This window comes from Kordiimonas aestuarii, from assembly GCF_025574465.1.
Taxonomy (GTDB): Bacteria; Pseudomonadota; Alphaproteobacteria; order Sphingomonadales; family Kordiimonadaceae; genus Kordiimonas; species Kordiimonas aestuarii.
Genome location: NZ_JAOBPP010000018.1, coordinates 222,197 through 236,893, shown reverse-complemented (window position 1 = coordinate 236,893; position 14,697 = coordinate 222,197). Strand labels below are relative to the sequence as shown.

Below are 14,697 nucleotides of genomic sequence, written 5' to 3'. Positions count from 1 at the left end.
ATTAAGAAGCCTTGCGTTTGTTGATCGTAGAGCAGGCGCGCTGGAATGCGGCGTCGCATGCAACCCAGACCGGATCGCCCTTACGGTTGCTCAAAGATTTTAGATACGGCAGCATCATGCCCGCGAACTCTATACTTGCCTCGGTCGGTAATAAAGAGGGCAGGTTGTCGACGGCGATCAGGTCAACGTTGCCGGACTGTGAGCGCGCGGCGATGGCCGGGGTTTTCCAGCAGGTCGGCGCGTCATACAGTGGTAGCGGGTTATAGTCACTGAACGGGTCGCAGGAGACATCGGAGATTACCTTCAATCGGCACTCTTCGGTGATGTGTTCCGGTGTCAGGAAAGGCGGGATCTTGTCTGCGACAAAAGCGCAGTTGATCAGGATGTCATGATCGAGGATTGCGTCGCGATCGAGCAGGTTGGTTTCCTCGCGCCCCCATCCTGTCACTTTGACGCCGTGGCGTTCGAGGATTTTGACCGCGCCTGTACCGCTGCGCCCCCGTGCGCCGATTACAAGTGCGGTTGGCGTGGTACCGTCTATGGCCTTGCTGGCGATCAGGGCGTCAAGTGCCTTGGCGCTTTCAAAAGGTGTCAGGCCCTCGTTGATGGCAGATGGCTTGCCTGCTTTCTGGTCGTACCACTGCATCAGCGCAAGCGCGGCGCCCATATAACCCGCCCAGAACCCGAAGGCTGCAACCCGGCGGCCGTCTTGACGGGTCATATATTCGATGTCGAGCAGCGACCCACCGCCCCGCAGGAAGCGACCCAGCAGGGTTTGCCAACCGCTTTGTTGCTTGTAGGCGTGGGCGAAGTAGATATGAGTGTGCTGAAGCGAATGTGGTGTCTCCGGCAGTTCCTTCAGCCCCAGGATGATGGCGTCCACGGGGGCGTTTTCCCATGCACCGGGTTCTGCCATCGCGCAGCCTGCGTCCGCATAGGCCTTATCACGCACGATTCGCTTGTCGGATTTCTCGACCACTACATTGACGCCTGCGGCGATCAGTTCTTTCGCGCCGTCAGGCAGCAAAGGTGCCCGCCGCTCGGTTTTCCGGGCTTCATCCCGAAGCCAAAGTGTCAATTTCGACATCCCACCACTCACTTACATTATTCCGTCCCTTTATGAACTCTAGCCGTGAATGTGCCGGTTCTAAATAGCGATTTGGCATATTTAATCCGTTAATTTAACGGTTTATGTTGTTTTTTGCCGGTAAAATGACAATGGTGAAAAGACCGTATTTTACCATGGCAGGAGACCGGGTTTTGGACGCGACCGACCAGAAATTATTGAAGCTTTTGACCGTGAACAGCAGGGAGGCGACTTCGTCGCTGGCGCGCAAACTCGGGCTTTCGCGCTCAACGGCTCAGGACCGAATAGGCAAGTTGATTGATCGCAAGATCATTGCCGGCTTTACCGTCAAGCAACATGAGGAATATGAGGGCAAACTGATTTCCGCCCATGTGCTGCTGTCCATTGACCAGAAATACGCCCAGCAGGCGATCGGCATGATGAAAACACATGCCCCGATCAAGACACTTTATGTCGTGAGTGGTGAATATGACCTGATCGCCATCGTAAAGGCCCCTACCATGGAAGAGATTGATCAGACGCTTGATTTCATCCTCGCGATCAATGGTGTGATGAAAACCAACACTTCGCTTGTGCTGTCGGCCAAGAAGGAAAGCTGATACGCCTAGAATGTCAGGGTAAACTTGGCGCCGCCGCCGTCCCGTTCACCCACGCTGACGCTGCCGCCGTGCGCGATCATTACCTGGCGTGTCAGGGCCAGGCCGACACCGCTGCCGTCCCGCTTCGTGGTAAAAAACGGCACGAAAATCTTCTTGGCGATATCCGCCGGAATACCGGGCCCATTGTCGGCAATTTCAACGATGACATGGCCACGCCGGTTCAACCTCGCAGAAAGGTGCAGGGCAGCATGTTCGCGCCCGGCCATGGCTTGCTCGGCGTTCTGCAGCATGTTGATCAATACCTGTTCGATCATATCGCGGTCGGCTGCGATATCCAGTTCCTCGGGCTCTATGGCGATGGAGAAACCAATGTTTTTCTCGTCCCACTCCAGCGTCGCAACCTTGGCGACACTTTGGAAAAGATCATCAAGGCGGACAAGGCTTTTCTCCGGGGGTGGCAGGCGGGTAAGGCGGCGGTAGCTTGATACAAATTGCATCAGGCTGTCTGAGCGCCGGGCCACCGTCTCCACCGCGTCTTTGACGTCGCCAAGTTCTTCAACCAGTTCCTCATTACCCTTTAGCTTGTCGGATACATCCTCAACGAGGTCGACTGCGGTTTTGGCAAGGCTTGCCACTGGTGTGATGGAATTCATGATCTCGTGGGTCAGCACACGAACAAGGTCCTGCCATGCCTGAAGCTGTGCAATATCCAGCTCGCTCTGGATGTTTTGCAGGCTGACCAGTTTTTCGCTGTGGCCGCCGATGATGATCTGGGTCGCGGCCAGCGCCAGCTGTTGGCTCATATCGTCGCTTGTGAAGGTGGCGAGGCGTTTTTCGCCGGCTTCAAGGCCACGCACCTGCTTGGCGAATTCTTCTCCAAACTGGTCAAGGTCGCGGATGCGAGTCACATGTGCACTGCCGAACATGCGGCGCGCGGCATTGTTCCACTGTGTGACGCTGCCGTCGGCGTGGATCGACATCAAAGGCACAGGGACATGTTCCACCAGCGCCTTCAGGTGTCTTAGTTCGGCTTCCTGATTGGAGCGCGCCGCCTGAAAACGGTTGAGGATGTCCGTGAAGGTTTCTCCCAGCTCACCAAAACCGGCACCCAGCTTTTGCAGGTTGAAACGCTGGCTGAAATCGGCATAACGTGCGGCGTCGAGAAAACGGGAAATTTCCGCATTGGTTTTGGAGACAAAGTGGAATACCTCCCACGTCTGTCCAGCTACGACAAAAAACACCAGCAGGGTTGCCGCGTGGTAGCCGGGTACCGCGACAAGATATGTCAGCGCAAGCAGCGACATCATGATAAGCGCCAGCCTGCCCGCTAGCATAAGGCTGAATTTTTTAAAGCCCATGCTTTTCCATCCTTCTATAGAGCGCTGCGCGGGTCAGGCCCAAATCCTTTGCCGCATGGCTAATGTTATAGCGGTGTTTTTTCAGCGCCTCTTCGATCGCGCGACGCTCCAGGCGCTCAAGGTTCAGGTCTGCGTCGGGCTCGTTTTCGCTAGACTTCGCATCGGCTTTCACATCGGCTACGTCGCCAGCCTGATTTGGTTGGGAATCGAGCTGGAAGTCCTCTGCCTCAAACTCGGGGCCTTCCGAAAGAATGACCGCGCGCTCAATAGCGTGCCTGAGCGCGCGTATGTTACCTGGCCAACTGTATCTCCTAAGGGCATCAAGGGCCTCCGGGGACAGGCTTTTGGCGGCCTTGCCATATTTGCGCGCATAAAAGGCAATGTAATAGTCCGCGAGCTCCGGCACGTCGTCGGGCCGGGCCCGCAGGGGAGGCAGGGTGACCTCCACCGTATTGAGACGGAAGAGCAAGTCCTGCCGGAAAATATCTTCGTCCCGCAGCTTTACAAACGGTACGTTGGTGGCGGCGATCACCCGGACATCGATGGGAATGGACCGGTCCGACCCCACAGGGGTGACATGCCGTTGCTCGAGTACAGTCAAAAGCTTGGCCTGCAGATGCAGGGGCAGGTTGCCGATTTCATCCAGAAACAGCGTGCCGCCGTTTGCCGCCTGCAACCTGCCGACCCGGTCATCCCGTGCGTCCGTAAAGGCCCCCTTCTTGTGGCCGAACAATTCACTTTCAAACAGGCTTTCGGTCACGGCCCCCAAATCCACGGACATGAACACCTTGTCCGCGCGCAGGGACCGCCGATGCAGTTCCCGCGCGATCAGCTCTTTACCCGTGCCGTTTTCTCCCAAAATAAGGACATTGGCATCGGTAGGGGCCGAGCGGTCCACCATCGACATCACGTCGCGCATGGCGGCGCTTTGGCCGAGGATGGGCTGTTTCGGTTCGCTGACAGCGCGCACAAGGGTGCGGTTGGTTTTTTTCAGTTCCTCCGCTTCGGACCGGCTGCGGCGCAGCTTCACGCTGGCGGAAAGCGTGGCGACCACTTTCTCGTTCTGCCATGGCTTGGCGATGAAGTCGGTCGCCCCTTTTTTCATGGCGTCCACGGCGACATTGACGCCGCCGTGGGCCGTGATCATCACCACAACCGCTTGTGGGTCGATTTCCAGGATGCGGGACAGCCAGAAAAAGCCTTGATCACCAGAGCTTTCGCCCGGGCCAAAGTTCATATCAAGCAGAATGGCGTCAAAATTCTGGCCGGCCATCAGCTCTTCAATATGTTCGGGTTTGTTGCAGGTAACCACCGAGCCATAGTGGCGTTTCAGCAGCAGTTTTCCTGCGACAAGAATGTCCTCATCATCATCGACAATCAGGATTTTACCGTCCTTGCTCGCCATGGTTTTGTGCCTCGCTTGTCTGTTGGTTTTGTTGTCCGATACCGTACACAGCGTGTTCGATTTCGTACAGTATTTTGTGTTCGATACCGTACACATGATTATAAAATTATTCAAAATCAATGCGTTATATTGTGGCACGGACTTTGCGGATAGACCCACTACAGGGAAAACGCCGGAAACGGATGACAGCAAATGGGTACAGTGACCGATATGGAACATAAGAAAAAGACAGACCAGACGATCTCGATGCATGGCGGGCAGGCCCGCACCTCAGGAGGGGCTGTATCAGGGTCGGGCATGGACCGCAGGGTCGAGAAGAAAAAAACGCCTTGGAAAACAGTAGGGATTGCCGCGGGGGCCATCGGCCTTGTGGCGCTTATCGCAACCGTGGTGATGGACGCCTCTGGCGGCCGGAGCTTCAAGGTGAATGAAGGCCGCGTCGTAATCTCCGAGGTTACCGAGGGCACGTTCGAGGATTTCATTCCTGTCCGGGGCCGGGTAACACCGCTGAAAACGGTCTTCCTTGATGCTATCGAAGGAGGCCGGGTTGAGCGGGTGTTGGTTGAAGACGGCACCATGCTTAAAAAAGGTGACCTGATTGTCGAGCTTTCGAACACCACCCTTCAGCTTGAGGTAACGCGCAACGAAGCACTCGTGACCGAGCAGCTTAACAACATGCGCTCAATCGAGCTGAGCCTTGAGCAGAACCGGCTTGAGCATAAACGCAATCTTGTTGAACTTGATTATCAGATCAAGCGCCTGGAGCGGCAAGTGCAGCGCGAGCGTGAGCTGATCAAGACCAACGCCGTATCGCAGTCCAAGCTTGACCAGACCGAAGACGAGCTTGCCTATTACCGTGCCCGTCGGGCGGTAACGCTGGAAAGCCAGGCGACAGACGCCCGTATGCAGGAAACCCAACTGGCGTTTCTCAAGAAGTCTGGCGCGCAACTTGAGGCAAGCCTTGAGTTTGCCCACAAGAACCTCGAGGCGCTGAATGTGCGCGCACCGGTGGCCGGCAAGCTTTCGGGCTTTAATGTCGAGGTTGGCCAAAGCGTTACGCGGGGTGGTCGTCTGGGCCAGATTGATGACCCTGAAAACTACAAGCTTGCAGCGATGATCGACGAATTTTACCTCGGCCGTGTTGACCTTGGGCAGGAAGCACTGTTTGAGCGCGGGGGCGATGATTACCGCATGTCCATTGCCAAGATTTATCCGCAGGTATCCAATGGCCAGTTCGAGGTGGATTTTGTTTTTGAGGGCGAACAGCCTGATGGCATCCGTCGAGGCCAAACCCTGCAGGCCAAACTGACACTCGGTGACGCGACAAAAGCAACCCTCATCCCGAACGGCGCCTTCTATCAGGACACCGGCGGCAACTGGGTCTTTGTTGTAACGCCAGAGGGTGACCAGGCCGTGAAGCGCACGGTGCGCCTTGGCCGCCGCAACTCCCGCTATATTGAAGTTCTTGACGGACTTGAAGTGGGCGAGCGGGTCGTCACCTCACCTTATACCAGTTTTGTGGAAATGGACCGCCTCAAGCTGGGTGAAGAATAAACACGGTCCGAGACATGACGCGAGGCGTGCCCGGGTAGTTTAGCGAGAAGTATGGGGCTGCCCGGGCCCGACAAATATTACAAGGCCCCTGGCAAGAAATTTGGGGCAACGAGGAAAGGAACACGGAATGCTGAAACTTCATAATCTCTCCAAGGTTTACCGCACGGATGAGGTGGAAACCGCCGCGCTCAATAGCGTGAATATTGAAATTGAAAGCGGTGAATTTGTCGCCATCATGGGCCCATCGGGTTGTGGTAAATCCACACTGCTGAATATTGTTGGTATGCTCGATACGCCCTCAAGTGGCGATTATGTTTTCATGGGCGAGAATGTGGCGCGCTATAGCGAAGCCAAGCTGTCCAACATCCGTAAACAGAACATCGGTTTTATTTTCCAGAGCTTCAATCTGATCGACGAACTGTCGGTGGAAGAGAATATCGAACTGGCGCTTCTTTACCACAATATCCCGGCCAGCGAGCGTCGTGCCCGTGTTGAACGTGTGATGGACAAAGTGGGCATCGCACACCGCGCCAAACATATGCCAAGCCAGCTTTCCGGTGGTCAGCAGCAGCGTGTTGCCGTAGCCCGTGCGGTGGTGGGGGACCAGGCCATGATTCTGGCGGATGAGCCGACCGGTAACCTCGACAGCGCCCACGGTCAGGAAGTGATGGAAATGCTGCAAGCACTTAATGAGGAAGGCACAACCATCGTTATGGTGACGCACAGCCCGGCACATGCCGACTATGCCCGCCGTACCATCAATCTCTTTGACGGCCATGTGGTCACAGAAAACCTGCGCGCAGCGGTCTAAGAACCGCCCATAAAAATAAGCGCCCATAAAAATAAAGACGACAGCGGGAGGAACCAATGTTCCAGAACTATATAAATGTGGCACTGAGAAACTTGTTCAAACACAAGCTCTACAGCGCCATCAATATCATCGGTCTTGCTGTAGGCCTCGCGGCCTGCATCATGATCATGCTATTTGTGCGTGACGAGCTTTCCTATGACAAACACTGGTCCAACGCGGACAGTATTTACCGGCTGAACACAACATTCAGCCCTCCGGGTCGTGAACCCTTTGTCACCGTCATGGCGCAGGGGCCGACCAAAGCCGCCCTCAAGAACTATTTTCCTGAGGAAGTGGGCGCAGTAACGCGCTTCAACGGCATGCGCGTCATTATGCAGAAGAATAATGATATTTTCAGCGAGTCCCTGATGTGGACGGACCCTGAAACGGTGGATATCTTTGATTTTGATGTCGTCGCCGGTGACTTGCGGCAAACCCTGAACGACAACGCAAGCCTTGCGATCAATGAAACATTTGCGCGCAAGTATTTTGGCGATGCCGACCCTATTGGTGAGACGGTCACTCTTAGCGTATGGAGCCTGAAGCGCGATTACCGCATCGGGGCGGTATACAAAGACCTGCCACACAATACCGTGCTTGAATTCCAGGGCATGGCAATGATTGACGAAACCGACTTTGCCGACCAAGGCTGGGAATTTGCAGAATGGTTCAGTGTCAACAACTATGTTTACTTCACCTTGAAGGATGGCGCTTCGATCGAGACGATCAACAGCCGTCTTAATGCGTTCGCCGATCAGCACATTCAGGTACCGGCAAGCGTTGAAGGTGGCAAGGCGTCTGACTATGTGGCGTATTCCACCCAGCCCATTACCAGGATTCAGCTTGATCCCGCGGGCGCGCGCGACGGCGAGATGAAGCCCACTGGCAATATGACGACGGTGCTGACATTTTCTGCCATTGCCGGGCTTATTTTGTTGATCGCCTGTATCAACTTTATGAACCTGGCGACGGCAAAATCCACCCAACGGGCAAGAGAGGTAGCACTGCGCAAGGTGTTGGGAGCGAAGCGTCGCCAACTGGTTATCCAGTTCCTTGGCGAATCTGTGCTTGTTGCGCTGATAGGCCTTGTGTTTGGCGTTGTTCTTGTGGAGACGCTACTGCCTGCGTTCAACGATTTTGTAGATAAGCAACTGGTGTTCAATTATCTGGACGGGATGACGCTGGGGATACTCTTCGGGCTTATCGTCATTGTCGGCATGCTGGGCGGTGTCTATCCCGCGCTGATCCTGTCCGGCTTTCGTCCGGCATCTGTGCTCAAGGCCAACAAGTCAGCTGAATCGAGCGGCTCGGCTCGGCTCCGCAGCGTCCTTGTCGTCATGCAGTTTGCCATTTCGATAGCGCTTATCGTGTCAACAGGAGTTGTGTACGGGCAAAAAATATATGCAACCAACATGGACCCTGGCTTCAACAAGGATAACCTGCTTGTGGTGCGCAATACCGGCCGGTCTGGCGCTGTTGATAAGCGCGAGGCTTTCAAGGAGCAGGTCAAGCGCCTGCCCGGCGTTACCAGTGCCGCCTTCTCTAGCGACTCTCCATCCAGCGGGAATGAAAGCAACAGCATGGTTGTCATTCCCGAGGAAGAGGGCGAACGGTCGGAATTGATCGGTGTTTACCGTGTCGATTATGAATTTTTCGATACGTATCAGATCGACTTTCTGGCTGGTCGTCCCTACAGCCGTGCCCATGCGCTGGATGTCATGCCAAATGGTTTCACCGCAGAAGAGGGGGCTTTGCTTCAGGGTAATCTGATTGTGAACGAGGCAGCACTGCGCCGCTTCGGCTTCGCGTCACCTCAATCGGCAATTGGCCGCGTGGTAAAAAGCTCTGTTGGTAATGGTCGCAGTGCAGAGTTCACCATTGTGGGCGTGGTGCGAGATATCAAGTTCCAGTCCCTGCGCGAGAAAATGCGGCCAGAAATGTATCAGCTGGCAGAGTTTGGCTTTTCCAATCTCAATGTCCGTTTTGATGGTACTGCGACCGAGATTGTCAGCCAGATCGAGTCTATCTGGAAATCGATGATCAGCACCGTGCCGTTTGGCTACGATTATGTCGATGAGGTAATGGCGAGGGAATTCCGGGCGGAAGAAAACCAGTCAATTCTTCTGGCGATCTTTGCTGGCCTTGCGGTGGTGATCGCATGCCTTGGTCTGTACGGACTCGCGTCCTTCACCGCCGAACGCCGCACCAAGGAAATTGGTATCCGTAAGGTTATGGGTGCAACCGTTTTTGATATTGTCCGGCTTCTGCTGTGGCAGTTCTCGAAACCAGTCCTGCTTGCAAACCTCGTCGCGTGGCCGGTTGCAGCTTATGGCATGTTGTCGTGGCTCGAAGGTTTCCCATACCGGATCGACAACTGGGTGCTGGTGCCGCTTTGCCTGCTTGCCGGCGGTATTGCGCTGGCCATTGCGTGGGCAACCGTTGGCGGTAATGCGGCGCGGGTCGCGCGCTCGAACCCCATTGACGCGCTTCGATACGAATAGAGGAAAAGCGCGCGGGCCTGCGCCATGCAGGCTCGCGCCTTAGCTATCTTAGCCGGAAAACCGGCGCTGCGGAAACAGACGAGGAAGCCATGTTCAAGAATTATGCGATGACTGCGATCCGCAACCTGCTGCGCTACAAGCAGTATACGCTGATCAATATTTTCGGCCTGGCGGTTGGCCTTGCTGCCTGCCTTTTAATCCTGCTCTATGTGCATTTCGAGCTGTCCTACGACCAATGGATCCCGGAAAACGAGCGGGTGATGAAATTTGAAACCCGCATGTATGACAAAGGGGGCAACTTCGTCTATAACTCGGACCGCATTCCCCCTGTTACCGCGCCGATTTTTGCTGAACAGTTTCCCGAGATCGAGCTTTACTCCCGTTTCCTGAACGAGAGTGTGGCACTTGCCCTTGATGGCAAGGCGTTTGAACAGCGGCTTACCGTCGCTGACCCCGATGTTTTTGAGCTCATGGGCATTACCTTGCTGTCGGGTGATCCGGCGACGGCGCTGGCGGCCCCTGATGCAATTGTACTGCCTGAAAGTGATGCAAAGCGTTTGTTTGGCGACAGTCCAGCGCTGGGGCAGGTTGTGAAGGTAGACGGTACCTTCCCGGTGAAGGTCACCGGTGTGATGCCTGACTGGCCTGCGGCGTCCGACCTGAACGTTGGCGCTCTTGTACCTTTTTCCAGCCCTGTCGTTGACTACCAGCCCTGGGTCCGGACCAGTTGGGGCAGTTTCTGGGGGCCGACCTATATACGCCTTGCCCCCGGGACAGACCTGGAAGCCTTCGCCAACGATGTCAATGAATTCGCTCGTCGCGTGGGTCCTGCGGACCGCTATCAGGAGCGACTTGATGAGGGCGTTCGCGCATCTTACGAATTTCATTTCACCAAGGCGATTGATGCGCACCTGAAAGGGGAAGGTGGAGACGACCGTTCGTCCATGGTGCACCTGTGGGCTGCTGGTGTGGTGGCCTTCCTCATTCTAGGTATCGCGGCGGTCAATGTCGCGAATCTCGGCACCATGCTCGCGCTCAAGCGTGTGCGGGAAGTGGCGATCCGCAAGGCGCTGGGCGCGAACGCGCGCCAGTTGGTGATACAACTGCTCACCGAAGCCGTCGCGCTTACTTTTGTTTCAATGATTATCGGCGTTGCCCTGGCTGAACTGATGTTGCCAACTTTTGGGCAACTGATGGACCGGGATCTGACGTCCGGCCTTATCTATACCCCGTTCATGCTTTCTGGCTTGCTAGGCGGTACGCTGGTGGTGGGCTGCATCTGTGGCCTGTATCCCGCCCTTGTGGCTGCGCGTTTCCGCCCGGTGGAGTATCTGACAGGCATGAAGCCAACCATCGGTGTCTGGTTCAGGAACTCGCTTGTTGTCCTCCAGTTCGCGGCGACCATCGGACTTCTTGTCACCTGCCTCGTGGTTTTCATGCAGGCACGGTATGCCCGTTCGCTCGACAAGGGGTTCCAAAGCGAACAGCTTGTCGGCATCAGCGGTATCAGCAAGCCCATGGTGCTTGAGCGTGAAAAAGCGCTGCGTGAATCGCTCTCGCGCCTGCCCGGGGTTGAGGAGGTTGCGGCCAGCCACGACATGCCGGATGAGAACCACTATACCAACAGCTCTGGTATCCGCACCGATACGGGTGTCGAAAAGAGCCTGCGCCGTGTTGCTGTATCCGCGGAATTGTTACCAATGATGAAGGCGCAATTGCTCGCCGGTCGCCTGTTTTCAGTTGACCGTGCCGCGGACAGCGAGGTGGAGAAAGACGCGCTGGCCTCCGCGACGGTGGTCCTCAATGAAAAAGCAGTAAATGAACTCGGGTTTGACCGACCTGAAGATGCAGTCGGGCAGGAAATCTATTCGCCCGGCGATGTGCGCTCCACCATTATCGGAGTCATTGCCAACCTGCGCACACGCTCGGCCCGGTCAGAGCCCATGGGCACCTACTATTGGGTTGGTCCGTCTGAGTTCCGTTATGTGGTGCTCAAGGTCGCACCACAGAATATGCCGGAAACCCTTGCGGCCATTGACGAGGCCTGGCGGGGGTTTTTCCCGGAGCTGCCTATCAAGCGCCAGTTCGCCGATGACGCCTTTGCCAAGTATTATGACACCGACCGCCGGCAGGGGTGGCTCTTGCTGTTCAGTGGCGGGGTGATGGTTGTGATTGCGGTCATGGGTCTTTATGCGCTTGCGGCTCTTTCGACCGAACGCCGCTCCAAGGAAATTGGCATCCGCAAGGTGCTGGGTGCGCGCTCCCTTAATATCGTGCAACTCCTGCTGTGGCAGTTCTCCTTGCCAGTGCTGGTCGCCAACATCATCGCTTGGCCGATCGCGTGGTGGGGTCTTGGGCGCTGGCTTGAAGGTTTTGTCGACCGCATCAGCCTGACGCCGCTGCCGTTTCTGGCGGCGGGCCTTGGGGTGCTGTTTATCGCCTGGATCACCATCATCGGCCACACGCTTAAAGTGGCACGGTCCAACCCTATCAAGGCGTTGCGGTATGAATGAGGTGGCAAATGCAAGAGAGGGGATGAAGGCATGATCAGGAATTATATGATTGTTGCCATCCGGCGGCCGCTTCGTAACGCTCTTGGTGCTATGATCAATATCGGCGGGCTTGCCATCGGCTTTGCCGCCGTCATCCTCATAGGCCTTTTTGTCCAGAATGAGCTGCGTTACGACCGTTGGCTCCCTCAGGTCGACCGACTGTACAGAGCTGAATTCACCGAGACAGGGCTGGGGTACAAGCCGCTTGCCTTTGCCACGGCACCAGCGCCGCTGGCGGCACGGGCCGCCAGGATGAACCCATTAACGCACTAAGATACGAATAAAAGTTGCGGGTCCAACCCGCACATTACAAAACGGCACGAGGAAAGACGGAGACAAGCGATGTTCAGGAATTATCTAAAAACGGCTATGCGCAACCTGCTGCGTAACAAGTTGTTTTCATTCATCAATATTGCGGGTCTTGCCATAGGCTTGGCGGCTTTTATCCTGATCACGCTTTTCGTGCGCGATGAATTCTCGTGGGACAGGCACTGGAGCGGTGCGGACGATATCTACCGCATGGAAATGACCTACACCCAGCCCGGACAGGTAGACAGGAAAAGCCCCAATGCGGTTGATCCGCTGAAGGATATTTTCCTCAATACTTTCCCGGAGGTGGAGGCGGTCAGCCGGTACCTGGAATTTGATGTTGGGCTGCGTCAGGGCGATGCCATGTATGGGCAACGGATCCTCTTTGCAGACCATAATTTTCTGGACTTTTTCAACGTTCGTTTTGTTGAGGGCAGCCGTGAGGCGGTGTTCAGCGACCTTGGCGGCGCGGTCATCAGCCAGCGGACCGCGGAAAAATATTTTGGTACAGCGTCCGCGCTTGGCAAAAGCCTGACCCTGCACCTGCCCAACGGCGACCGGGATTTTTACGTGGCAGGGGTTGTTGAGAATCCGAAGCGGGACTCTGTCATTCAGCATGATTTCCTTGTGCCCTTCAATCGCGACTATTTCACCGGTATGCGCTGGTTTACGGAAGACTGGCGGTTTGCTGCGCGCACAAGCTTTGTAAGGTTTGCCCCGGGCACCAATGTGGATGCCATCCGCGCTGCGATGCCGGACCTTGTAGAACGGCATATGCCAAAGGGAACGGACAGCACAGAAACAGGCACAAGCTGGTCGGTAGACGTCGACCTTGTAAAGCTTGGCGATGTGCATCTGTACGGCAACGGTGCCAACGGCGATGCCGGGGTATTGTATGGCTTCCTTGGTATTGCTTTCCTGATCCTGCTGATCGCTGTGGTGAACTTTCTCAACCTGTCGATGGCGCGCACAGCCCACCGGGCCCGTGAGGTGGCGGTGCGTAAGGTTCTGGGCGCGGCTCGTGGGCATGTCATTCAGCAGTTTCTGGCGGAATCGGTTCTGCTTGGGCTTGTGGCGCTGCTGATCGCGCTGGCGATGGTTGAGCTGGCGTTGCCTTATTACAATGCGTTTTTGTCTACCGTCCTTGAGCTCAACCTCATGAGCGAGCCGGTGGTGGCCTTGCTCCTACTGGTGCTGGGCATTGGTGTCGGATTAAGTGCCGGTAGTCTCCAAGCGCTCTATTTTGCCATGCTCAAGCCACGCGATGTACTTTACAGCAGCACAAGCGCCGATAATGGCACGGGGCGCTTGCGGCAGGTTCTGGTGGTTACACAGTTTGCGATTTCCGCCGGGCTGATGATCATTGCTTTCTTCGTTAACCAGCAAACACAGTTCGCCCGTGCGCTTGATCTGGGTTTCAACCCCGACAACCTGTTGGTAGTGGCACGGACCAATAATGATCAGGGCGACACATTCAAGCGCCGCCTGCTGGCAAGCCCCTATATCACGGCCATCGGCCGCTCCTCGGACGTGCCGACACAAGGCAGCGAAGACCGCATGCAGGTGCGCCCGATCACAGGTGACGATACGGTCACGATCGACGGTTTGCCCAGCGGGCCGGATTTTTTCAGGGTCTATCAAATTCCGCTTCTGGCGGGCCGCTACCTTGAGGACATGCCTGCGGACATTACCCGCGCTCGCGGTGAGGAGGGGGAATATCGCCGCTCCAGCAATATCATAATCAATGCGCTGGCGGCCAAACGCCTGGGCTTCGAGAGCCCGCAGGCTGCGATCGGTCAGCTGGTAGCCGCAAACCTGACGCGGGACCTTCGCGTCGATACAACAATTGTGGGTGTGGTCGCGGATTTTCACTTCGACAGTGCCCGCGACGTAATCCGGCCCGGCATTTATTACACCGATGAATATCGTCAATCAGACATGACCGTGCGGTACGACCCGGCAAACAAGGCGGCGGCGCTTGACGTTCTGAACGAAACGTGGCGCGCCACCTATCCGGATAGTATCCTTGAGTATACCTCGATGGAAGATATGGTTGAACGTCAGTATCAGACCGATGCACGGCTGGGTGAGATGCTGACAATGTTCACACTGCTGGCAGTGACGATTTCTGCCATGGGGCTATATGGCCTTGCCTCATTTACGGCAGAACGCCGTACCAAGGAAATCGGGATCCGCAAAGTTCTGGGCGCGCGCCTGCGTGACATCGTGGGCCTGTTCCTGTGGCAATTCTCGAAGCCGATTTTGCTGGCGAACCTGATTGCCTGGCCCGTGGCGTTCTTCTTTCTTGATGACTGGTTGGATGGCTTTGCCTACCGGATTGATCTCAGCCTGCTGCCATTTGTGGGCGCTGCCTGCGCGGCGCTTGCCATCGGCTGGCTGACGGTCGCGGGGCGTGCCTATGTGGTGGCGCGTACCAATCCCATTAACGCGCTTCGGCATGAATGAGACACAAGGATAGGGA

The 14,697-nt window shown here is 56.0% G+C and carries 10 protein-coding genes; 7 read left to right on the top strand and 3 right to left on the bottom strand.

The annotated features are described in order from the left end of the window. Nucleotide 1: 1 nt before the first annotated feature. Nucleotides 2-1,087: a saccharopine dehydrogenase gene (locus OEU85_RS07125; protein ID WP_262690774.1), complete on the bottom strand. Its 1,086-nt coding sequence runs from the start codon at nt 1,085-1,087 to the stop codon at nt 2-4. A gap of 173 nt (nt 1,088-1,260) precedes the next feature. On the opposite strand from OEU85_RS07125, the gene OEU85_RS07120 reads away from it, so the two are divergent. Next, nucleotides 1,261-1,686 (top strand): Lrp/AsnC family transcriptional regulator, encoded by a 426-nt coding sequence (locus tag OEU85_RS07120; RefSeq protein WP_262690773.1) that lies wholly within the window; start codon nt 1,261-1,263, stop codon nt 1,684-1,686. Nucleotides 1,687-1,691: 5 nt separating this feature from the next. On the opposite strand, the gene OEU85_RS07115 is transcribed toward OEU85_RS07120, so the two are convergent. Continuing rightward, the gene (locus OEU85_RS07115; protein WP_262690772.1) at nt 1,692-3,044 is read right to left on the bottom strand and encodes a sensor histidine kinase; all 1,353 of its coding nucleotides are present in this window, start codon (nt 3,042-3,044) and stop codon (nt 1,692-1,694) included. Beyond that, nucleotides 3,034-4,449: a sigma-54-dependent transcriptional regulator gene (locus OEU85_RS07110; protein WP_262690771.1), complete on the bottom strand. Its 1,416-nt coding sequence runs from the start codon at nt 4,447-4,449 to the stop codon at nt 3,034-3,036. The genes OEU85_RS07115 and OEU85_RS07110 overlap by 11 nt, the downstream gene beginning before the upstream one ends. A gap of 192 nt (nt 4,450-4,641) precedes the next feature. Between OEU85_RS07110 and OEU85_RS07105 the strand changes: the two genes are divergently transcribed. The 6 genes from OEU85_RS07105 (at nt 4,642) to OEU85_RS07080 (ending at nt 14,681) form a co-directional block, all read left to right on the top strand. Then, nucleotides 4,642-6,003 (top strand): efflux RND transporter periplasmic adaptor subunit, encoded by a 1,362-nt coding sequence (locus OEU85_RS07105; protein WP_262690770.1) that lies wholly within the window; start codon nt 4,642-4,644, stop codon nt 6,001-6,003. Between the two features lie 127 nt (nt 6,004-6,130). Then, on the top strand, nt 6,131-6,814 hold the full coding sequence (locus tag OEU85_RS07100) for an ABC transporter ATP-binding protein (RefSeq protein WP_262690769.1): 684 nt from the start codon (nt 6,131-6,133) through the stop codon (nt 6,812-6,814). Nucleotides 6,815-6,870: 56 nt separating this feature from the next. After that, on the top strand, nt 6,871-9,354 hold the full coding sequence (locus OEU85_RS07095) for an ABC transporter permease (protein WP_262690768.1): 2,484 nt from the start codon (nt 6,871-6,873) through the stop codon (nt 9,352-9,354). Nucleotides 9,355-9,443: 89 nt separating this feature from the next. Next, on the top strand, nt 9,444-11,867 hold the full coding sequence (locus tag OEU85_RS07090; RefSeq protein WP_262690767.1) for an ABC transporter permease: 2,424 nt from the start codon (nt 9,444-9,446) through the stop codon (nt 11,865-11,867). A 30-nt stretch (nt 11,868-11,897) separates the two neighbouring features. Next, the gene (locus OEU85_RS07085) at nt 11,898-12,179 is read left to right on the top strand and encodes an ABC transporter permease (protein WP_262690766.1); all 282 of its coding nucleotides are present in this window, start codon (nt 11,898-11,900) and stop codon (nt 12,177-12,179) included. Between the two features lie 69 nt (nt 12,180-12,248). Then, nucleotides 12,249-14,681, top strand: a complete 2,433-nt coding sequence (locus tag OEU85_RS07080) for an ABC transporter permease (RefSeq protein WP_262690765.1) — start codon at nt 12,249-12,251, stop codon at nt 14,679-14,681. Nucleotides 14,682-14,697: the final 16 nt, after the last annotated feature.